9 protein-coding genes are annotated in these 25,850 nt (G+C 34.6%); all 9 read left to right on the forward strand.

What is annotated here, in order from left to right:
- Positions 1-30: 30 nt before the first annotated feature.
- The 9 genes from VBY68_RS01070 to VBY68_RS01110 all read left to right on the forward strand — a co-directional run bounded on the left by VBY68_RS01070 (position 31) and on the right by VBY68_RS01110 (position 25,844).
- Positions 31-17,985, forward strand: a complete 17,955-nt coding sequence (locus tag VBY68_RS01070) for a T9SS type B sorting domain-containing protein (RefSeq protein ID WP_415268592.1) — start codon at positions 31-33, stop codon at positions 17,983-17,985.
- 8 nt (positions 17,986-17,993) lie between these two features.
- Positions 17,994-18,941, forward strand: a complete 948-nt coding sequence (locus VBY68_RS01075; protein WP_099216126.1) for a PorP/SprF family type IX secretion system membrane protein — start codon at positions 17,994-17,996, stop codon at positions 18,939-18,941.
- Positions 18,942-19,008: 67 nt separating this feature from the next.
- Positions 19,009-19,842 (forward strand): 23S rRNA pseudouridine(2604) synthase RluF, encoded by an 834-nt coding sequence (rluF, locus tag VBY68_RS01080; protein ID WP_273695325.1) that lies wholly within the window; start codon positions 19,009-19,011, stop codon positions 19,840-19,842.
- A 70-nt stretch (positions 19,843-19,912) separates the two neighbouring features.
- On the forward strand, positions 19,913-21,043 hold the full coding sequence (tgt, locus tag VBY68_RS01085) for a tRNA guanosine(34) transglycosylase Tgt (protein ID WP_121147486.1): 1,131 nt from the start codon (positions 19,913-19,915) through the stop codon (positions 21,041-21,043).
- Between the two features lies 1 nt (position 21,044).
- Positions 21,045-22,130 (forward strand): LptF/LptG family permease, encoded by a 1,086-nt coding sequence (locus tag VBY68_RS01090; RefSeq protein WP_099216123.1) that lies wholly within the window; start codon positions 21,045-21,047, stop codon positions 22,128-22,130.
- Positions 22,117-23,016, forward strand: a complete 900-nt coding sequence (locus tag VBY68_RS01095; protein WP_099216122.1) for a DMT family transporter — start codon at positions 22,117-22,119, stop codon at positions 23,014-23,016. Before VBY68_RS01090 ends, VBY68_RS01095 begins: the two co-directional genes overlap by 14 nt.
- Before the next feature lie 106 nt (positions 23,017-23,122).
- Positions 23,123-24,076, forward strand: a complete 954-nt coding sequence (locus tag VBY68_RS01100) for an acetyl-CoA carboxylase carboxyltransferase subunit alpha (protein ID WP_099216121.1) — start codon at positions 23,123-23,125, stop codon at positions 24,074-24,076.
- Positions 24,077-24,199: 123 nt separating this feature from the next.
- Positions 24,200-24,619 (forward strand): hypothetical protein, encoded by a 420-nt coding sequence (locus tag VBY68_RS01105; RefSeq protein WP_099216120.1) that lies wholly within the window; start codon positions 24,200-24,202, stop codon positions 24,617-24,619.
- Positions 24,620-24,761: 142 nt separating this feature from the next.
- On the forward strand, positions 24,762-25,844 hold the full coding sequence (locus VBY68_RS01110; RefSeq protein ID WP_099216119.1) for an efflux RND transporter periplasmic adaptor subunit: 1,083 nt from the start codon (positions 24,762-24,764) through the stop codon (positions 25,842-25,844).
- The last annotated feature ends 6 nt before the right edge of the window (positions 25,845-25,850 follow it).

Consider the following 25,850-nt stretch of genomic DNA (forward strand, 5'->3'; position numbering starts at 1 on the left):
CTTGATTAATTAATTCCCCCAATTGAAATTATGAAAAGAATAATTACTTTACTAATACTTGTATTACAAACCTTTTTTAGTTTTTCGCAAGAAGAACCAGAAACAACTTCAAGAGTTATAAATGAGGCAAAGGGTTATGCTAACTTAAAAGCATCCTTATCATTAGAGACTCAAAATACAGCTGCCAAGTTAGCAGCTGGTTTTAACCAACGTACTATAAAACCTGATGGTACTTCAGGTGGTATAAATATAAAAGGAGATATTACATTTATAGCCAATAATGTTCTAAGTAGAGATAGAGGTAATCAATATGATCCTGAGTATCCGTATGATGGTTCTAGTTCAAATGGAAATCTCAATATGCAATATATCGATATAGATAGTGATGCGTCTACATTTTCATCAAGTTCGGATGTTTTAAGTTTACCTACTTGTTCAAGAGTAGTATATGCTGGGTTATACTGGGCTGGTGTTTATCCATATGAAACATGGAATTATGATAATAGATCAGGAAATCCAAATCAAATTAAATTCAAATTACCAGGGGGAGTTTATCAAGATATTACTGCAGACGAAACAGTTTATGATCAAGGCTTTAGTTATGTTTACTATAAGGATATTACATCTGATATTCAGGGACTTTCAGCTGTTGACCCAGAAGGACATAATGGTACTTATGTAGGGGCAAACATCAGAGCTACAAGAGGTAATGACCCAAATGGTCTAGGAGGCTCTGCAGGTTGGACCATGGTAGTAATTTATGAAAACCAAACATTATCAAGTAAAAACATAGCTATTTTTGATGGTTATGCTGATGTTGATGGAAATAATGATGTGGAATTATCATACTCTGGTTTTACTACGGTACCTGTTGGAAATCCATCAAACCCAGCACCAGTAAGAGTTAGCTTGTTAGCTGCGACCTTAGAGGGAGATAGAAGTATTTCAGGAGATAGATTTCAAATAGAGGATATTTATGGTAACTATGTAAGTCAATCAACACCAAATATAAATCCAAGTTATAACTTTTTTAATGGGTCTATAAGTATAAATGATCAATATTTAACTTCTCGTATTCCAGATAGTGAAAACACCTTAGGTTTTGACGTAGACTTATATGAACTAAGTAATACTAATAATAGTGTTATTACAAATGGACAAAATTCTGCTAACGTTAGATTTACCACAAGTGGAGATGTTTATTGGCCTTTTTTAAATGCTTTGGCGGTTGAAATAATTGAACCGGAATTGCAAATGGTCAAATCGGTTTTAGATGGGAGTGGAAATGATATACAAGGAACACCTGTAGGTTTAGGTAGTGAATTATGGTATAATATAAGTTTTCAAAATGTAGGTACAGATGATGCTACGAATACGATTATAACGGATAGATTACCTAAAAATGTAGATTTATTAGAAACTTCTACAGGAGGAACAGTATATAACGGTATGCGTTTCGACATCGATTTACCAGCAGGAGTATCAATTGTAGGCTATGAAGGACCTTCTGCGGCTAATGGTTTTAGAGCGCAAGTAGAGTTTGGTATACCAGATGATATGGTACGAGAAAATGGAGCAGAATATAATATCCGTTTGCATGTACAAGTAGTTTCTGACTGTAATGAGTTAAGAGATGTATGTTCAAATGTAGTACAAAACCAAGCTTTCGCAAGATATGAGGGAGTTAAAGGTGGAGTTGTAGTAAACAATGAACCTAGTTATTCTGGTTTTGATAGTTGTGACTTTGGAATTGTAGGTTCTTCAAACTTCTTAGTTAATTTAGATGATTGTGATTTCAGAAGAGAAGAAGTACTTTGTGGCGGAAGTATTGAGTTAACTGCAGGTGACGGTTTTGATACCTATAGTTGGGAAGATGAAAACGGTCAGTTTTTAGGAAGCACTCAAAGTATTACAGTTAGCAGTGCTGGTGTATATACAGTAACTAAAACAACTACTTTGGGTTGTATTACAAAGCCAGAAATCATAGAAGTAATAAGTTTTGCAAATGTGTCAAATCCATTGGCACCACCTTTTGCAGATAGATTCAATACTTCTTGTACTAGTAATACTACAGAGTTAGCTGAAATTTATCTATGTGGAAATACAACAGAAACTAGAGACATTACTTTACCTTTTGCAGGATCTAATACAACTGTCGAATGGTTTAAATTAAACGGTGATGGTGGTTGTGGATATAACTTTGAAACAGAAGATTGTGCACCTACATCTACTGGTTGCTCTTGGGGATCGTTAGGTACAGATTTAACTCAATCTTTCGGTGAAACAGGAGCTTATAAATTAGAAGTTTTATACGATGGTACATGTCCAAGAACATATTATTTTAATGTATTTAGAAACTCATTAACTCCTACTGTTGTACCAACAGATATTTTATGTGGAACAAACGGAAGTATTGTAGTTAATGGAGTACCTGATGGGTATGAGTATAGTTTATCTGGCAATGGTTCAACGACTGCTTTTCAAACAAGTAATACTTTCTCAATAACTAATCCAGGAGATTATACTGTAACAATTCGTCAGGTTGGTTCTAACGGATCTTGTAATTATGTTACAGATAGTGTAAATATACAAAGCTTAGATATTGATTTAAATGTACTTACAAACATTGATACATGTGGAGGAGCATCAGAGCTTACAGTACAAATAGGAAATGTATCTGGTAGATATTCTTATGAGATAAGAAAGGATAATGTGTATATGGCTGGGTCTAATGGCTTTATTGATAGTAATGACCAAAGATATACAATAACTGAGAGTGGTACGTATGAAATTCTAGTAACCACAGAAGGTGGATGTTCGGCAAACGAAACAAGAGTAATAACTCTACCTGAGCCAATTACATTGTCAGCAATTACCACAAAAAATATTACTTGTGAAAATGGTAGTTCTTCAGGAATTATAACACTAACACCAAGTGAAGGAACTTCACCATACGAATATGCTGTCATTTCAGTAAATGGTAACCCAGTTGCTGATGTTGATAAAGTGTATTTTACTGACACAACCTACGAAGTTCCAATGGGAAGTGAGGGAACGTATGTTTTTGAAGTAAGAGATGATAATAACTGTAGTGCGACAGCGGAAGCTACTGTTGTAGTTGAACCAGCATTGCAGTTTACAGCAACACCAACAAATATTGCATGTAATGGAGATAATAATGGTACCATACAAGTAACGTTAACAGGAGGAGATGCTACAGGGTATACTTTAGAGTATAGTATAGATGGTTTTTCTACAACGAATAATACAGGTGTATTCTCAGGTTTATCAGCTGGTTCTTATACTATTGATATTAGAGCCTCAAAAAACACCTATCAATGTACTTATCAATTAAGTGCTACAATTACTGAACCTCAAGCGTTAAGTGGAGGTAGTGCAGTAGGAACAGATTTAGAGTGTAACTCATCTGGTGGAACTACGTCTGGTACTATAACCTTTACAGTACCTACAGGAGGAACACCTAATTATACATACTATTATAAGTTAAGTAGCGAATCAACTTATACATTAGCAGCAAATAATCCTGTTACAGGACTTTCTGCAGGAACGTATAACACAAGAGCAGTAGATTCAAATGGTTGTTCTTTAGATTTAAATAATGTAGTAATAGATGGTTTACCATCTGCACCAAGAGTAACGAGTTCAGTAGTATACAATTGTGATGGTACAGGAAACATAACTATAACAGCTACACCTGCTGGAACATATACCTATACATTAAACGGAAACTCTAATAATACAGGGGTATTTGATAATGTTGCTGTTGGCGCACATACAGTTGAAGTAACATATGGAGGTAGCTGTATAGAAAGTACAACGGTAACAGTAAATGCAGGAAATGAGTTCTCAGGAAGTATTGTAGGATCTACAGATAGTGAATGTTATGGATCAGACAATGGAACTGTTACTATTTCAGCTAATAACGTTATTGGAGGAAGCTTTGAGTATTCTACAGATGGAGGAACAACTTGGTCAATGACTGCTGATAATCCATATAGAGTTGTAGGATTGGCTGCAGGAACATATAACATATTTATAAGAGAAACAGCTAACGGGCAAACTTGTCCAATAGATTTAGGAAATGTTGTTATTAATCAACCTGAGGAATTAACACTTTCTGCTTCAGCAACTCAAGAAGTAACTTGTAATACAGCAACAGGAACAATAACAGCTTCAGCTACAGGAGGAATTCCTCCTTATACGTTTAGTATTGATGGAGGGGCTACTTGGCAGTCATCTCCAGTGTTTTCAAATGTACCACCAAGAGCAACTGATTACATTGTAATGGTTAGAGATAGTAGAAGCTGTAATGAATGTGGGTGTACGGCAAATTTATTTGAAAATGGAGGGTTTGAGTTACCTGCTAATTCAGCAACAACATACCAGCAAATGAATGAAGATTTAGTTCCAGGTTGGGATTCCACAGCTTCAGATAATTTGATTGAAATTTGGTATAACGGTTTTAATGGAGTTTCTGCTCATGAAGGTAATGCCTTTGCAGAATTAAATGCAAATGCGGTTTCTTCTTTATATCAAGAGTATTGTACACAACCAGGAGACGTAATCAATTGGTCTGTAGCACACAGAGGTAGAAGTGGTACGGATGTAGCAACTGTAAAAATAGGAAGTGATTTAGCTACCGCTTCAGTTGTTGAAACTATGAGTGATGGTACTTCTGCATGGGGGGTATATTCAGGTACATATACTGTTCCTGTAGGACAGTCAACTACGGTTATTGCATTTGATGCATTGTCGACAGCAGGAGGAAATAACACTGTAGGAAACTTTATTGATGATGTACAAATTAATATTAATAGAACTAACTGTGTACCAGTTAGTGTGCCTATAGTAGAACCAGCTTCTGTAGATTTTACGGTAACACCAGTAACATGTTATGATGGTAGTAATGGAACACTCACGGTTAATGTAACTTCAGGTAATGATGATTACCAGTTTAGTTTAGATGGTGGAGCGACATGGCAAACACCTAATGCGGCAACACCAACAGAATACATTTTTACAGGATTAACAGATGGCACTTATGATGTTACCGTACAAGATGGTAAAGGATGTAGTGATACACAATCAGCAACAATTCTTCCACAGGTAACAGCAACAGTTACTACAGTAAGTGCAACATGTAATGATGGTCAAATCGTAATTACCCCAAGTGGAGGTGATGGAACTTATCAATATTATATAGAAGAGACATCAAGTGCTATTACACCAATAACGACAACGACAAGTCCAGTAAATGTACCTTCAGGTACATATACTGTATATGTAAGAGATAAGAATGGAGGAGCTAATTACTGTGAGTTTATGACTACAGTAACAGTAAATCAAATAGCAGATCCAACACTTACAACATCAGCAGTACAACCTGACTGTAGTACAGATACAGGAACAATTAATGTAACTGTAGCCAATGGTACTGCACCATATACAGTAACAGTAACAGGACCAGGAGCACCACCAGCACAAGGACCATTAACAGATGTAAATTACACCTTTACAGGTTTAGGCGATGGAACTTATCAAGTAACTGTAACAGATGCTAATGGCTGTATATCAGCAGCTTCAACAGAGACTATTACAGTACCATCAGCATTAACAGGAGGAAGTGTATCATCAACAGATTTAATGTGTAGTCCTTCAGGAACTGTTTTAGGAACCATTACTTTTACAGCTCCAACAGGAGGAACACCAAATTATCTATACTTCTATAAGTTAACGACAGATACTAACTATACACAAGCAGGAAGTACAACAGTAACAAACTTGTCACCTGGTACATATGATACTAGAGTGGTAGATGCCAATGGATGTATTTTAGACTTAAATCAAGCAACTATTTTAGATTTACCAACAGAGCCAGTATTAAGTAGCTCTGTAGCATATAATTGTGATGGAACAGGGAATATAACAATAACACCATTAGATGCGACTTATACATATACATTAGATGGAGGAACATCACAAACAGGGAATAATGTATTTAATAATGTATCTGTAGGAGCTCATACAATATCTGTAGGTTATGGAAGTAGTTGTACAACAGATATTACAGTAAATGTAGAGCCAAGTCAAGAATTTACGGCAGCAGTTATAGGACAAACGAACCCAACATGTATTGGAGACTCAGACGGAACAATTACAGTTGAAGCTTCTTTCCCATCAGGAGCCCCAGCTTCTTTTGATTATTCAACAGATGGAGGAGCTACTTGGGTAAATTCAGGAGCAAATCCATTTGCAATACCAGGATTTTCAGCAGGAACACATAATATTCAAATACGCCCAACAGGAGTGGCTTCAGGATGTGATGTACCGTTAGCAAGTGTTACGTTATCAGATCCAACAGCGATTACAGTAACAGCACCTGTAACAAAAGAAGTAACGTGTAATCCAGCAACAGGGGCAACAATAACCCCAACAGCGAGTAATGGGAATGGAGGACCATATACCTATGAATTATTTGATTCAACAAATACTTCAGTGTCAACTACAAGTCCATTTACAGATGTCGCAGCAGGAACTTATACTGTGGTAGCAACAGATAGGCTAGGATGTACATCTGCTCCAGTTTCAGTGACAGTAAACCCAGTAACAATAGTTGCTTTTACTGTAACACCAGTAGTTTGTTACGATGGATCTAATGGTACATTAACGATTAATGTAACTTCAGGTAATGATGATTACCAATTTAGTTTAGATAACGGTACTACATGGCAAACACCTAATGCGGCAACGCCAACAGAATATACATTTACAGGCTTAACCGATGGTACGTATGATATAACTGTACAAGATGGTAAAGGATGTAGTGATACACAATCAGCAACAATTCTTCCACAGGTAACAGCAACAGTTACTACAGTAAGTGCAACATGTAATGATGGTCAAATCGTAATTACCCCAAGTGGAGGTGATGGAACTTATCAATATTATATAGAAGAGACATCAAGTGCTATTGCACCAATAACGACAACGACAAGTCCAGTAAATGTACCTTCAGGTACATATACTGTATATGTAAGAGATAAGAATGGAGGAGCTAATTACTGTGAGTTTATGACTACAGTAACAGTAAATCAAATAGCAGATCCAACACTTACAACATCAGCAGTACAACCTGACTGTAGTACAGATACAGGAACAATTAATGTAACTGTAGCCAATGGTACTGCACCATATACAGTAACAGTAACAGGACCAGGAGCACCACCAGCACAAGGACCATTAACAGATGTAAATTACACCTTTACAGGTTTAGGCGATGGAACTTATCAAGTAACTGTAATAGATGCTAATGGCTGTACATCAGCAGCATCAACAGAGACTATTACAGTACCATCAGCATTAACAGGAGGAAGTGTATCATCAACAGATTTAATGTGTAGTCCTTCAGGAACTGTTTTAGGAACCATTACTTTTACAGCTCCAACAGGAGGAACACCAAATTATCTATACTTTTATAAGTTAACGACAGATACTAACTATACACAAGCAGGAAGTACAACAGTAACAAACTTGTCACCTGGTACATATGATACTAGAGTAGTAGATGCCAATGGATGTATTTTAGACTTAAATCAAGCAACTATTTTAGATTTACCAACAGAGCCAGTATTAAGTAGCTCTGTAGCATATAATTGTGATGGAACAGGGAATATAACAATAACACCATTAGATGCGACTTATACATATACATTAGATGGAGGAACACCACAAACAGGGAATAATGTATTTAATAATGTATCTGTAGGAGCTCATACAATATCTGTAGGTTATGGAAGTAGTTGTACAACAGATATTACAGTAAATGTAGAGCCAAGTCAAGAATTTACGGCAGCAGTTATAGGACAAACGAACCCAACATGTATTGGAGACTCAGACGGAACAATTACAGTTGAAGCTTCTTTCCCATCAGGAGCCCCAGCTTCTTTTGATTATTCAACAGATGGAGGAGCTACTTGGGTAAATTCTGGAGCAAATCCATTTGCAATACCAGGATTTTCAGCAGGAACACATAATATTCAAATACGCCCAACAGGAGTGGCTTCAGGATGTGATGTACCGTTAGCAAGTGTTACGTTATCAGATCCAACAGCGATTACGGTAACAGCACCTGTAACGAAAGAAGTAACGTGTAATCCAGCAACAGGGGCAACAATAACCCCAACAGCGAGTAATGGAAATGGAGGACCATATACATATGAGTTATTTGATAATGGAGGAGGTTCACAAGGAACTACAACTACAGAGTTTACAGATATACCAGCAGGAACTTATACTGTAGTAGCAACAGATAGGCTAGGATGTACATCTGCTCCGGTTTCAGTGACAGTAGATGCTATTGAAACAATTACATTTACAGCTGAACCTCAATGTTATGATGGAACTAATGGACAAATTGTAGTAACAGTTACTACAGGTAATGATGATTATATTTTCAGTTTAAACGGTACAACATGGCAACAACCAACACCATTAACATCAAACACCTATACTTTTTCAGGATTATCGGATGGTAATTACACAGTATATGTACAAGACGGTAGAGGTTGTACGGCTAGCACACCAGTGACTATAAATCCAACATTATTAGCTACTGCAGATGTTACGAATGCAAGTTGTAATGATGGAGAAATTCTAATAAATCCTTCAGGAGGAACAGGAGCGGGAACCTACGTGTTTTCAGTAGTAACTGATGGTTCACCGGCAGGACCTTTTAGTACAACAAATCCAGTTGTAAGAGGAGCAGATACTTACGATGTTTATGTTAGAGACAATAATGGAGTAGCGCCATATTGTGAATATGTTATTCAAAATGTAGTTATAGACACCGTAACACCAGTTGAAATTACAGGAACAGCAAATGAACCAACTTGTAATGGAGATACAGGAAGTATTGATGTATCGATTTTAGCAAATACTGGAGAGTCTCCTTATACAATTACAATTTCTGATAGTGGAGGAGGATATACAAACACAATTAATAATTTTGTAGGGTCTAGTATAAGTTTTGATAATTTAACTCCTGAAACTTATACAATTACAATAACTGATACTTTAGGTTGTACGGATACTGAAATAATAACATTAACAGATCCACCAGCAATTGTAATGGATATTGAAGATGTTTTACCACCAGGTTGTATTGCTGATGCATCTCAAACAGGGTTTAATTTTATTAATATAGATCCTGCAACTTATTTACCTAATACGTTACAGTATAGTTTAGATAATGGTGTTACATGGACAAACTTTACTGATACGAATGGTCAAATAAGAGGATTAAACTCTGGAGACGTAGTACACCCTGTATTACAAACAATTGATGGAACTGGTACCACACTATGTTTAGAGCCTTATGGGCCTTATGAAATAGCTTACAATGTTACTGGTTTAATTGTAGATCCTATAGCAAACCCAAGTAACTGTTCAGTTGGTTTTTCAGTAACTGTAGAAGCATTAGGAGGTGGTGTAACTAGTGAGTTTGAATTTGCCATTAACTCCCCTTCAGGTTGGGTTGGACCTGATGCACTTAATAATGGAACACTTGGTGATCCAGACAGAACATATACTTTTACAGGCTTAATACCAGGATTAACGTATGAATTTTTTGTTAAAGATACAAAAGGGACAGTTGATCCATCAGATGACTGTATTGAAAAAAATAATGAAGATCTTTATATTGATTTTACACCTACTGTACCAATTACAGCTACCGTAAACAACCAAGCGTGTTTTGGAGCAAATTCAGGACAGATAACTTATTCAATAGATAATACTAGTGGAGATTTATCGAATGATTTTACTTGGACATTGTATGAAAGAGATGCAACAACAAATGTAGGCTCAGCAGTAGCAGGTTATACTAATATTGCTCAGAGTGGTTTTGCAGATATTGTTGTAACTGGTTTAGCTCCGGGTACATATTATATTGTTTTATCAAACACTGGAGGTGTAGTTTGTGAGTTTGGAGCTCAAGATGTAGAGATTATAGAAGGAACAGAAATCTCAGGTCAAGTAACCAAAGTAAGAGATATTACATGTAGTGTAGATGGTTTAGTAAGAATTGAAAATGTAGTAGGAGGTTTCCCTGGATATACTTACACTTTTAATGTAACAAATGGAACAGGAGTTTTATCTGGGAATACAATAACTGTTGCAGCAGGTACTGTAACTGGTTCACCAGTCACAGTTGAAGCTTTTGTTCAAGATACAAATGGTTGTGGTCCAGTAAGCTTAGGTACAGTGGCTTTAACTCTAAGCCCTTCACCAAATATTGTTTCTGCAATTCCAGCAAGCTGTGATGTAAATAAAACAATAACAATTAATGTAAATAATGGTACGGCCCCTTATAGTTATTCAATTGACGGAGGTACAACATTTACATCACCAACAACAAATACTTCATATGTAGCTCAAGGATTAACTCCAGGAAGTTATGACGTTGTAGTTAGAGATGCTAATGGGTGTACAGATACTTCAAATGGAATAATTGTAAATCCTGACATAGATTTTAACTTAACTGTAACTCAAAATGCTACTTGTATACCAGGTAATGATGGAGAGGTAGAGATAAATGTAACTTCAGGTGCTGGAGGAAATTATAATTATTCATTTGATACTGGAGAAACAGGAACAATAACCTCACCTGCAACTTCAACTACTGTAGTTTCACTTGCCCCAGGAGTACATAATGTAACTGTTACAGATGTGAATTCTGGCTGTTCAGAAATAAAAGCAATTACTGTTCAAGATCCTGTTGAACCTAGTTTTACCTATGTAACTGAAAATAGCTTATGTTCAGGAGATAATTCGGGTATTATAACATTAACTGCTACCGACAATGGAATTTTACCAATAACTTATACCATTAGTCCAGCAGCAGGAACAATTGCAGGAAATGTAATTTCAGATTTACCACCAGGAACGTATGATATTACAGGTACAGGAACAAACGGATGTACAACAACAATTACTGGAATTGTAGTAACTGAATATGCACCAGTAGTACCAAGTACACCAAATGTTACAGAATTTGCATGTACAACAGGTAATACTGTTAACGTTGCAAGTGTAGAATTGCCAGCAGGTACTGCAGGAGGTTCAGGAACTTATACACGAGTAGTATTTACTTATGATCCTGCAGATGGAAGTGCTGATGAAATTCAAGATTCAAATAACTTCACATTTACGACATCAAATACCGCAGGAGGAACTGTAAATATAGATGTGTATGATGATAAAGGTTGTACAGGAACAACTACTGCAACGATTGCTCCTTTTGATGCGCTTTCAGACCCTATTGTAACATTAGACACAGCAATTACATGTAGTGCAGGTGCAGATATTACAGTTACATATACTTCAACTTTAGGCACTGCAGCTAATATTACAATTGAAGGAATTAATGGTAATAGTTATGCGGCTGTAACACAAAACAGTGTAACTTCTGGAGATTTTGATAATCTACCGACAGGAGATTATGAAATAACAATAGCACACCCTACAACAGGATGTGAGTTGGTAACATACTACACTGTTGATGATGAGCCTACCTTTGATATTATTATAACAGATATAGAAGATGTAGATTGTCAAGGAGATAGTAATGGGAGTGCTGTTTTAAGCTTTAGTCCAAGTACACCATACACTAGTGGTTATACCTATACGGTGTATACTTCAACAGGAACAGCAACATCAGTTACAGGCGCAGGTACAGGAGGTACTCCAACAACAATTACAGGATTATCAGCAGGTACTTACTATGTAAGAATAGACATGGGAGCTAATTCTCCATTCTGTGAGGCACAAAGTGCAAACTTTACAATTTCAGAACCAATTAATCCATTATCGGTATCAGGAGTTGTAAACCCAGTAGTAAGTTGTAATAATGGTTCAGATGCTACCATTACAGCAACAGCAACAGGAGGTTGGGGTACTTATGTATACCAATTAGAGGAGACTTCAAACCCAGGAGTCGCTTATGCAGGAAACACATATAGCTCTAACAATATTTTTACAGGCTTGCCTGCTGGAGATTATACAGTTGTAGTAAGGGATAAAGATGGAGTAGCAGGAACGTATTGTGAAGCAAGTAGTCAGGTTATCGTTGCAAACCCAACACTAGTAACATTTACAGTTAATCATATTGACAATGTATGTGATACTTCAGTAGGAGGTAGCATTGAGGTAACTGCAGCAGGAGGTACAGGAACTTATACCTATACTTTATCAAATGCAGGTGGGGTTGTTGAAACACAAATTTTAACAGCAACAACCTATACATTTACGAATTTACCAGCAGATATTTATACAGTAAATGTGGTAGACTCAAACGGATGTGATGCAGGAACACCAACAAATGTTACAATTAATCCAGATGTGAACTTCTCATTAGTAGAAACTAAAAAAGTAGATTGTTCTGCATCTCCTGATGGAGAAGTAACTGTAGACTTAGTAAATTGGACTTCAGGAACGAGCAATTACACGTATGATGTTTCAGGTTCTGTAGATGGATCGTTGATGACGAATGTTGTAGTAACAAGTGATCCGTTTACGGTTACAATTCCTAGTGCGAATGACACTCCGCAAACTTATACAGTTACGGTACGCGATTTAGATGCAACACCAATATGTGATGTTTCAAGAACTATTGAAATTCAACCAGAAATAAGACCAGACTTTACTCCAGAAGTAACAGCAAGTTTATGTTCAGGAGATAATTCGGGTATTATAACATTAACAGCTATAGATAATGGAATTTTACCAATAACCTATACTATTAGTCCTATAGCAGGAACTTATGACGGAGATAGTACATTTACAGATTTACCACCAGGAACGTATGATATTACAGGTACAGGAACAAACGGATGTACAACAACAATTACTGGAATTGTAGTAACTGAATATGCACCAGTAGCACCAAGTGCACCAAATGTTACAGAATTTGCATGTACAACAGGTAATACTGTTAACGTTGCAAGTGTAGAGTTGCCATCAGGTACAGCTGGAGGTTCTGGTACTTATACACGAGTTGTTTTTACGTACACTCCAAATTCAGGGTCAGCAGAGATATTAGATTCAAGTAACTTTATATTTACAACAACTAATACTTCAGGAGGAACAGTAGATATTACAGTTTATGATGATCAAGGATGTTCAGGAACAACTTCAGCAACAATTCAACCATTTAATGAATTAAGTAATCCTGTAGTTACGTTAGATAATGCAATAACTTGTTCAACAGGAGAAGATATTACAGTAACATACACATCTACAACACCGGTAGTAGCTAACATTACTATTGAAGGAACAAGTAATGGATACGGACCAGTAACCAATACCACTGGTGATTTTGATAATCTACCAACAGGAGATTATGAAATAACGATAGAGAACCCAACAACAGGATGTGAGTTAGTAACATATTACACCGTTGAACCAGAACCAGTGTTTGATATTTTGGTAACAGATGTTCAAAATGAAACTTGTAGAGAGAATGATGATGGAAGTGTTGTTTTAGAGTTTAGTCCATCAACTCCATATGGAGGTCAATACGATTTTGAGTTATTTGATGCAACAACAAATACTACAATTGATTTAAGTTCAACAGGTCTAAATATTCCTCATCAAGGAGTTAATGCACCAACACCAGTAAATAATTTACCAGCGGGTAGTTATTATATAACGATTACGATGATTAATTCTCCGTATTGTCAATCAACTACTGAAGTATTTACCATTTATCAACCAGATGCATCATTAATACCTTCTGCTGTAGTTAATCCATTAGTAAGTTGTACAAATGGTTCTGATGCTACGATTACAGGAACAGCAACAGGTGGTTGGGGTAACTATGAGTATCAATTAGAATTACAATCTACCCCTAATGTAGCTTATGGAGGCTTTGTTTATAGTAGTGATAATATATTTGAAGGAATCCCTCCAGGTGATTATAGGGTACGTGTAAGAGATGGAAACGGATGTCCACGTTCCACTACGGTAACCGTAGTTAATCCAACACCAGTAACATTCAATGTAACTCATAATGATAATGTATGTGATACATCTGTAGGAGGTAGTATTGAGGTAACAGCAGCAGGAGGTACAGGAACTTATACCTATACTTTATCAAATGCAGGAGGTGTTGTAGAAACTCAAATTTTAACGGCTACTACTCATACCTTTAGTAATTTACCAGCAGATACGTATACTGTAAATGTGGTAGACTCAAACGGATGTGATGCAGGTACACCAACAGATGTTACAATTAATCCAGATGTAAACTTCTCATTAGTAGAAACTAAAAAAGTAGATTGTTCAGTATCACCAGACGGAATTGTAACAGTTGATTTAGTGAATTGGACTTCAGGAACGAGCAATTACACGTATGATGTTTCAGGTTCTGTAGATGGATCGTTGATGACGAATGTTGTAGTAACAAGTGATCCGTTTACGGTTACAATTCCTAGTGCGAATGACACTCCGCAAACTTATACAGTTACGGTACGCGATTTAGATGCAACACCAGCTTGTGACGTATCGAAAGATATCGTAATTCAACCAGAAATAAGACCAACATTTACTCCAACAGTAACTGTAAACGATATTTGTTTTGGAAGTTCAGATGGAGAGATTACAGTTTCACCTACAGATAATGGAATTTTACCATTGACTTATACAATAAGTCCTGATCCAAATGGAGCAAGTGGAGTATCTTCAAACTCAAATGTAACATTTACAGGCTTACCAGCAGGAACTTACTCTATAGTAGGAACAGGTTCTAATGGTTGTAATACAACAATGAGTCTAACAATAGATGAGAATCCAGTGATCGATATCTCAAACGCTATTACAGTAACACAGTTTGCATGTACAACAGGTAATACAGTTAATACTGCAAAAATAGTAGTAGATAAAGGAGCGATTACAGGAGGTACAGGAAACTATGTACGAGTTGTTTTTGAAGATGCAACGGGTAATGTATTACAAGATGATAGTAACTTTACTTATATATCAACTGACTTAGCAGGAGGAGATTATACTGTAAAAGTATATGATGAAAACACAGATTGTTTTGTGTCTCGAGTAGTTACTATCGATCCGTTTACATCAATGACTGATGCTACAATTACAGTAACAAAAGCTATTGATTGTAGTACAGGAGAAGATATTACTGTTAAAGTAAATCCAGATATAGCGAATGTAGAGTATACAATTACAGGAACTAATACAGGGTACACAACAACAGTAATACCTGCAACAGCAACTGATGTAGCTGTGTTTACAGGATTGGCAACTGATAGTTATACAATAGCTATTTTAAATCCAGCAACAGGCTGTATTTTAGAAGCATATCATACAGTACAAGAGACTCCTTCTTTCGATATATTCTTAACAAATATTGAAAGAGCATGTTTTGGAGGTACAGGAAGTGTAGATATATACTTTAGTCCTGATACTCCTTATACAGATGTGTATGATTATGAGGTGTTCACTATTGGAGGAACATCAACAGGTATTACAGGAAATGGAACAGGAGGAACACCTACTACCATTTCAGGTATAGCTCCGGGAGAGTATTATGTACAGGTTACAATGCCAAATACACCATTCTGTACATCTCAAACAGTAAACTTTGAGATTACTCAACCAGATAACGATTTAACATTAGCAAGTGATTTAACATACTTAAAGTGTACACCACCAAACTCAGGAGGAGTTAAGTTAACAGCTAATGGAGGTTGGGGAGCTTATCAGTATGAATTGGTAAATAACACTTCAGGTTTAACAGTTCAGCCATTTGATAACAATGCAATTATTACTGGTTTAACAGCAGGAGATTATACAGCAACTGTTAGAGATGTTAATGGATGTACAGAGACAACAACCTTTACATTAATACCAGGAACAACGATTACAGGAAACTTAAATGTCACGCCGAACCTTTGTGAAGGAGAATATACAGCAACTATTGAAGTAACTAATATAGCTGGAGGTCAAACACAAGACCCTAGTATAACATATAGTTATGTGTTAGTATATCCTGATGGAACAGAAAGTGCAAGTCAGTCATCACCTATCTTTACAAATTTACCAGCAGGAGTTGGATATTCAGTAAAAGTAGCAGATGGATATTCTTGTGATGGTCTTTTAGGCCCAGTAGATATCATAGATCCTATCGAAGTAGTTGCTTCAGCAGAAATTACAGTAGATATTACATGTAATGATCCTCAGGGAGTTATAGAAGTTACAGGAGCAGGAGGTACAGGTCCTTATATGTATAGTATGGACGGAATAACCTTTGGAAACACAAATACATTTAATGTAGACGCAGGAGTACACCAATTCTATGTTAGAGATAGTGAGTTATGTGTTTCTGAACCAGCTACAGTAACAGTTGGAGCTTATGAGCCTTTAGTAGCGACATTAAACATAGATTCAGCATTTATTACCTGTAATGGAGATAGTAATGCAGTATTATCTGCTAATGTACAAGGAGGTTTCGCAAACTATGAATACCAATTATTAGATGGAAACGATGCACCTTTAAGCAGTTGGCAACCATCAAACACATTTAGTGATTTAAATGTTGGTACTTATAAAATAAATGTAAGAAGTACGAATAGATTTGGTGTAGAGTGTTATGCTATAACAGGTGAACACACAATTACTGAACCAGAGATATTAGCAGCTACAGTAAGATCAACACCAGTTACATGTTTTGGAGGTAACGATGGTACTATTACAGTTAATGCAGAAGGAGGTAACAATGATTACGAGTTCAACATTGCTTCAGATCCAAGTAGTCCTGACTTCCCTGAAACTAAGTTTGTAAAAAACAATGTATTTGAAAACTTAAGAGCAGGTGTGTATTGGATTACTGTAAAAGACGTTGTAGGATGTTATTTAGACCCTATAAGAGTTGAAGTAACACAACCAGATGAATTTACAGCAACATTAGTAGGAGTTACTGAACAAGTGTGTATTGATGATCCTACACCAACAATTGAGTTAAATGTACAAGGAGGTACACAACCTTATTATGTAAGTATTAATAATGTTGAGTTACCAACTCAGTACACTACAAACTCAATAGTATTAGGAGCAAATGAAAACATTCAAGGAGGTACATCGTACTTTATCACAGTTAGAGATGAAGCAGGATGTAACGTAGTAGATCCTATAAGAGTAACTACAGGTGAACCAGTAGATATACAATTAACAGTAGATTTTGAATATACTTGTCCAACAGGTAATATTATCTTAGCAATAGTAGACGAAGCTTACAGAAATAACATGTCATATACATTATATGACGGTGCAAATACACTAATAGCTACAAATACTACAGGAGAATTTATTGATGTACCAGCAGGATCAGGTTATTATGTTACAGCTACCCACACAATAAGTTCTTGTTCTCAAAGTTCTACTACTAGTCCAATAGATATAGTGGATTATCAACCATTAACCTTAGAAATTGATGATTCAGTTAAGAATACATTAATAGCAAATGCTGACTTTGGTTTACCACCTTATGAGTACAGTGTAGATGGAGGTGATTTTGGACCAGATAATGAGTTCTTAATCTTACAAACAAAAGATTATACCATTACGGTAAGAGATGCTAGAGGTTGTGAGGTTACCTTAACTGTTAGGGGAGAGTATATTTCTATTTTTGTTCCAAACTTATTTACACCAGATGGAGATGGAATAAATGATTACTGGTATCCTCGTGAAGTAGAAGATTATCATGATATCAAAGTATATATTTATGATAGATATGCACGTAATATTGCAGACTTTAAAGGTACTGTAGAAGGATGGGATGGTACTTACGAAGGTACACCACTACCATCTGGAGATTATTGGTATACAATTTACTTTAAAGAGTTATCTGGTCAAGAGAAGAAAATAATGGGACACTTTACACTATATAGATAATAACAGAAATGAGAAAAATAATATTAATTTTATGTGTAGTATTAAGTAGTGTAAAAGTTACTGCACAAGAAGTAGAATTACCACAATATGTGAGTCATTTAGCTGATAACCCGTTTTTAATATCTCCAACTTATGCAGGTATTGGTACTGGGTTACAGGTTAGATTAAATGGAGTAAGCCAATGGATTGGAGTTAAAGATGCACCAGACACGCAATCGTTAACAGTTGAAGCTCGTATAGCAGACACTTTTGGTGGTGGTATTACTTTATTTAATGATAAAAATGGATATACAACTCATAAAGGAGCAAAATTATCGTTTGCAAGTCACTTAACATTAAGTGACTTTCACGATAGTTTTTTATCATTCGCTTTAAGTTATAGTTTTATTCAATTTGGTATTGATACTTCTGAGAATAATTCAGGACAAGTAGTACCAAATAGAACATTAAATAACTCAAATTTTGATGTAGGTCTATTATATCGTTACGAACGATTTAGTATAAGTCTTAACGCGGTAAATATTCTAAATAAGGAAATTGAAGATTTTCAAACTGGTGAACCAGAAGTATTAAGAAAGTATACAGTTTTTACTTCTTATACTTTTACAAGGTTAAGTAGAAATTTTGAATTAGAGCCTTCAATGTTAGTAGAGTATAGAGAAGCAGATAAACGATCTAGAACAGATATGAACGTTAAAGCCAGAAAAGGAATTAGAGACGGATATGTTTGGGCTGGGGTAAGTTATACATTCTTAAACGATCAGTTTTTTCAACCAAACGCTATTGCACCATTATTTGGTTTAAAAAAGAACAACCTATACTTGTCGTACGGATTTAGTATTAACATGAATAAGACACAAGAATATAACTATGGTACACATATGATAACACTTGGGTTTGACTATGAAAGAAGACCAAGTTTAGCACGTTGTACACAAAAAATGATCATGTTTTAATAAGAAAAACATATAAATTATGAAATCCTCAAGTGTTAGCTTGAGGATTTTCTTTTTCTTTGTACTAATGGAAAAAAATAATGACACATCAATAAATCTTAATAAGTTTATAAGTAGTACAGGTATTTGTTCACGTCGTGAAGCAGAACGCTTTATTACAGAAGGAAGAGTAACCATAAACGGAAAACCTACCCAGTTAGGAAATAGAGTTAATGAAGGAGATGTGGTAAAAATTGATGGAAAACCGTTAAAAGCAAAACCAAAAACTATATATATAGCGTTAAACAAACCAGTAGGTATTGTTTGTACTACAGATAGTAAAGAGCGTAAAAACATAGTAAAGTTTGTAGGACACCCACAACGACTGTTTCCTATTGGTCGATTAGATAAACCATCAGAAGGATTAATATTTTTAACCAATGATGGAGATATCGTAAACAAAATTCTACGCGCAGGAAATAACCACGAGAAAGAATACATAGTTACAGTTAATAAGCCAATCAATGAACGCTTTATAAAGAGAATGAGTAACGGAATACCAATTTTAGGAACCGTAACAAAGAAATGTAAAGTAGAGCGTGTAAATGATAATGTATTTAAAATAACTTTAGTACAAGGCTTAAACCGTCAAATAAGACGTATGTGTGAATACTTAGGATACGAAGTAAAAAAACTAAAGCGCACACGTATTATGAATGTAACTTTAGGAAACTTAAAGGTAGGAGAGTGGCGTGAATTATCATCTAAAGAAATGGATGAAATTAATAAACTAGTAGCAGGCTCATCAAAAACATATGAAGGAGCAGAGAAAAATACTCAAAAAACTTCTCCTCAAAAAACTATTCAATCAAAGAAAAAAGCAGATTTTAAATCCAAGTTTGGAAGAAGAAGAAAGAATTAAAAAACAGTAATAAGAAACTTTTAACTTTCTACTTTTAAACATTCAACTTACATGTGTATCTTTGCCACTTATGCAATTTGACTTAAAAATAACCGATCCTAAAAGTAAAGCACGAGCAGGTGTTATTACAACTGATCACGGAACTATAGAAACTCCAATATTTATGCCTGTAGGTACAGTAGCTACAGTAAAAGGAGTACATCAATCAGAATTAAAAGACGAAATAAATCCTGATATAATTTTAGGAAACACGTATCATTTATACTTACGTCCAAAGTTAGAAACTTTAGAAGCAGCAGGAGGGTTGCATAAGTTTATGAATTGGGATCGAAATATTTTAACGGATAGTGGAGGTTACCAAGTATATTCTTTATCAGGGAGAAGAAAGATAAATGAAGAAGGGGTAAAATTTAAAAGCCATATAGATGGTTCAACGCATTTCTTTACACCAGAAAATGTAATGGAAACACAGCGTACTATTGGAGCAGATATAATCATGGCTTTTGATGAATGTACACCATATCCTTGTGATTATAATTATGCAAAGCGATCTATGCATATGACACATCGCTGGTTAGATCGTTGTATAAAACACTTTGAGAATACCCCTCCAAAATACGGATATAGCCAATCTTTATTTCCAATTGTACAAGGAAGTACTTATAAAGATCTACGTAAACAATCAGCAGAGTATATAGCAAATTCAGGAGCTGAAGGAAATGCTATTGGAGGATTATCAGTAGGAGAACCAGCAGAAGAAATGTATGCCATGACTGAAGTGGTAACAGCAATTTTACCGGAAGACAAGCCTAGATATTTAATGGGAGTGGGTACACCTATTAATATTTTGGAAAATATTGCATTAGGTGTAGATATGTTTGATTGTGTTATGCCAACCCGTAATGCACGTAATGGAATGTTATTTACAGCACACGGTAGCATAAATATTAAAAATAAAAAGTGGGAAAAAGATTTTTCTCCAATTGATGAAATGGGTATTACTTGGGTTGATAACATGTATTCAAAAGCTTATTTACGCCACTTATTTGCTTCAAGAGAAATGTTAGGAAAACAAATAGCATCTATTCATAACTTAGGATTTTATTTATGGTTAGTTCGTGAAGCACGTAAACATATTATAGCAGGAGACTTTGCTTCATGGAAAGACAAGATGGTAAAACAAATGGATAAACGTTTGTAATTTGAAAATACTAGATTGGTACATATTAAAACGTTACTTAACAACTTTTTTGTTTACGTTACTTATTTTAATACCTATTGCAGTAGCTATTGATATTGCAGAAAAGGTTGATAAATTTTTACGAGAAGAAAATCTAACACTGTTTGAAATAGTTAACGACTACTATAAAAACTTCATTATTTACTATGCTAATACGTTTATGCCATTAGCATTGTTTATAGCAGTTATTTTATTTACTTCAAAGCTAGCAAGTAACACAGAAATTGTAGCAATTAATAGCTCTCAAGTATCATTTACACGATTCTTATACCCATATTTTATTGGAGCAACTATTGTTTGTGCGGTAGCGTTATCAATGAATCACTTTTTTGTACCATCAAGTAGTAAAACAAGAAAAGCTTTTGAAAAAAAATATTTAAAGAAAAAGAAATATTCAGATACTACTATCCGCGAATTTAGTTTGCAGCTTAACGATAGTACCTATGTATATATCCAAAACTTTGATTTAAAGCGAAACTCAGGATATAATTTTTCAATTGATCTATATGACGGTATTAAGTTAAAAAGAAAACTTACTGCTGATAATATTAATTGGAAGGAAAAGGATAGTACATTTAAACTATATAACTGGAAAGAACGAAAAATTTTTAAAGAAAGAGATAGTATCTTTTCAGGAAGAAGCTTAGATACCACATTTACATTTACACCAGAAGATTTTAATTACAAGAATATTATGGCACAAGAAATGAACTCTCCAGAGTTGGTTAAGTTTATTGAAGTGTCTAGAAAAAGAGGAATAAAAAACTTAAACGCTTACTTAGTAGAACTATACAAAAGAACAAGTTTACCAATTGCCAGCTACATACTAACATTAATAGCTGTGGGGCTAGCACATAGGAAAAGTAGAGGAGGTATAGGAGTTAATTTAGCCATAGGTATTAGCGTTATGTTTATTTATGTTTTCTTTTTAAAAGTAGCAGAAGTATTAGGAGCTGTAGCAGGAGCAAATGCCCTGTTAAATGTTTGGATACCTAATATAGTATTTGGTTTATACGCTATTTATTTATATTTCAATGCAAGGAGATAAATTAAAAAACTACCTACACTTACATTTAATCGTTTTTATTTGGGGGTTTACAGCAATATTAGGAGCATTAATATCAATTGATGCAGTTCCTTTAGTTTGGTACAGAATGCTATTAGCAGTAGGCTTTATAGCTATCTATTTTGTAATAAGAAAGAAGTCGTTTAGGGTTGATAAAAAGGCATTAGCTAAGTTTGCTATTTCAGGAGTAATTATAGCAGTACACTGGATAACTTTTTTCAAAGCAATAAAAGTATCAAATGTATCAGTAGCTTTAGTTATGATGAGTACTGGAGCTTTTTTTGCCTCATTTATAGAGCCTTTTTTCTTTAAAAGAAGAATAAAATTAATCGAAATAGTTTTAGGACTGTTAGTAATAGTAGGCTTGTACATTATATTTAATTTTGAAAGTCAGTATACACTTGGAATTATTTATGCATTAATTTCAGCCTTTCTATCCGCATTATTTTCGGTGTTAAATGGTGTGTTTATAAAAAAACATGAAGCCAATACAATTTCATTTTATCAACTATTATTCGGAGTTTTAGGAGTAACGATTTACTTATTATTAACACAAAAATTTTCAGTAGAATTTTTCCATTTACAAGCAAGTGATTGGATATATTTATTAATTTTAAGTAGTATTTGTACAGCATATGCTTTTATTGCTTCAGTGCAAGTAATGAGGTATTTAACTCCTTATACAGTAATGCTTACTATTAATTTAGAACCTATTTACGCTATTATCTTGGCACTATTAATATTTGGAGAAAAAGAACAAATGAATCCAGAGTTTTATTATGGAGCCTGTATTGTTTTAATAGTAGTGTTGCTGAATGGAGTACTTAAAAATGCCTCTTCTATAAAAAAGAAAATTATAAAAAAATAGTATTTTAAGAAAAGGGATCAAGGTAAACTGTACAATTTTTTAGTATGTTTGCCTTTACAAACAACTAACTAGTAAATTAGAAAATCAAACTATATACAAGAATACAATGGAATATTTAGATTTTGAAATGCCAATAAAAGAGCTAGAAGATCAGTTGGCAAAATGTTTTGATATAGGAAAAGAAAGCGATGTAGACGTAACAGCTACATGTGAGAAGATTGAAAAAAAATTAGAGAAAGCTAAAAAAGATATATATAAGAATTTAACTGCATGGCAACGTGTACAGTTATCTCGTCACCCTAACCGTCCTTATACTTTAGATTATATCAAAGCACTTTGTGGAGATACTTTTATGGAGTTACACGGAGATCGTAGCGTAAAAGATGATAAAGCGATGATTGGAGGTTTAGGTAAGATAGGAGATCAATCTTTTATGTTTATCGGGCAGCAAAAAGGATACAATACCAAAACACGTCAGTATCGTAACTTTGGTATGGCAAATCCAGAAGGATACCGTAAAGCATTACGTTTAATGCGCATGGCTGAAAAATTTGGTATTCCTGTAGTTACTTTTGTTGATACTCCAGGAGCTTACCCAGGGTTAGAAGCAGAAGAAAGAGGACAAGGAGAGGCAATTGCTCGTAATATTTTTGAAATGACGCGCTTAAAAACTCCAATTATTACTATAATTATAGGAGAAGGAGCTTCAGGAGGAGCTTTAGGAATAGGAGTAGGAGACAGAGTATATATGTTAGAAAACTCATGGTACTCAGTTATTTCACCAGAAAACTGTTCTTCAATATTATGGCGTAGCTGGTCAGAGAAAGAAAAAGCAGCTGAAGCATTAAAGTTAACAGCAGAAGATGGTATGAAACTAAAAATAGTAGACGATATCATCAAAGAACCATTAGGAGGTGCACATTCTGATCGTGAAGGAACTTTTAAAGCTGTGCAAGAACAAATCATAAAAGCTTACAAAGAACTTAAAGATATAAAAGAGAAAGACTTAATAGCTCAACGTATGGACAAATATGCCAATATGGGAGTATATAAAGAGTAGTTCTAAAATCTTCAAATACACAATATTAAAACTCGCCATTTGGCGAGTTTTTTTGTTTTATAAATATTTTACAATATTATTTGTTTGTTAAATGAATTTATATATATAATTTTGCCGACCGAAATGAGTAATACATTTAACAAATATCTTTTTCTATTAATATTCTTATTAAAAGGATGGTCTACATCATATGCAGATCATAACAATTTTAATAAGAGTATATCAGTGCCTGTTTTAAATTCAGCCTGTGTAGAGACCCAAATTGTTACTCAAAACACCATTAACTTAGCTTTTGATAAACAGCATCAAGATTCTGAAAGGGAGAATTATTTTGAAATCAGCGAGATTGAAGACAAAACCCAAGACGAAAATGAAGTAGATGAAAATTTATCAAAATTCGGAAGTTACTTATCAGCCATCTTACATGCGCAGTTTTTTGAGTGCCAGTTTTGTGTAGTAAAAGAAAAAGCACAACGCTTTAAAGAGTACACTTTTAGTGCTATAGTAAAACTCCATGTAAAATTTCAAGTTTTTATAATTTGATACCCTCTTCGGTAAAGTATGCCTAAACCTATCATTTAGCTTACTTTATTTATTCACGCATAAGAATTTAATTAAATTTTTAGAATGACCATTGGTTTTCAATGGTTAAACACTCACTCTAACTTTACAAATACATATAAAAATGAAAAAAATCTTCATTTTCATGAGCCTATTTGCGCTATTAATTAACATTAGCTGCGAATCAAAAAAGGAATCTAAACATCCAGAAACAAAGTTTCTTGTAACTAATCCTATTAAAAAAGATACATCAATAACTAAAGATTATGTAAGTCAAATACATGCCATTCAGCACATAGAACTTAGGGCACTAGAAAAAGGATATTTAAAGAAAGTATTTGTTGATGAAGGACAACATGTAAAAAAAGGACAAAACATGTTTCAAATATCAGCAAATGTTTATAAAGCAGATTTACAAAAAGCAAAAGCAGAAGCAAAAGCTGCTGAAATTGAATATAAAAACACGGAATTATTAGCAGATGGAAACGTAGTTTCTAAAAACGAATTAGCCTTAGCAAAAGCAAACTACGAAAAAGCAAAAGCTGAAGTAATGCTAGCACAAACACACCTAGGTTTTACAAGCATTAAGGCACCATTTAACGGTATAATGGACCACTTACATGTTAGAAAAGGAAGTTTGTTAGATGAAGGAGAACTCCTAACAACACTATCAGACAACAGTAAAATGTGGGTATATTTTAATGTGCCAGAAACAGAATATCTAGACTACATAATGAGTCAAGATAAAGACAAGAAAAAAGAAGTAACACTTTTAATGGCAAATAACAAACCATTCAATCAAAAAGGAATAGTAGAAACGATTGAGGGAGAGTTTAACAATGAAACAGGAAATATTGCCTTTAGAGCAACTTTCCCAAATCCAGATGGAATTTTAAGACACGGAGAAACAGGAAGTATTTTAATGGAAGTTCCATACGAAGGAGCCTTAATAATTCCACAAAAAGCCACTTTTGAAGTATTAGATAAAAAATATGTTTTTGTAGTAGATAAAAACAATACAGTAAAGCAACGAGAAATTACTGTAGAAGCAGAATTACCACACTTATTTATAGTAGAAAAAGGACTTACAGAAAACGATAAAATATTGTTAGAAGGAATCCGTATGGTAAAAGACCAACAAAAGATACATGTTGAGTTTAAAGAGCCAAATGCTGTAATGTCTAGTTTAGACTTATATGCAGAGTAATAAGAA

The sequence above is a fragment of the Tenacibaculum ascidiaceicola genome, from assembly GCF_047470925.1.
GTDB lineage: Bacteria > Bacteroidota > Bacteroidia > Flavobacteriales > Flavobacteriaceae > Polaribacter > Polaribacter discolor.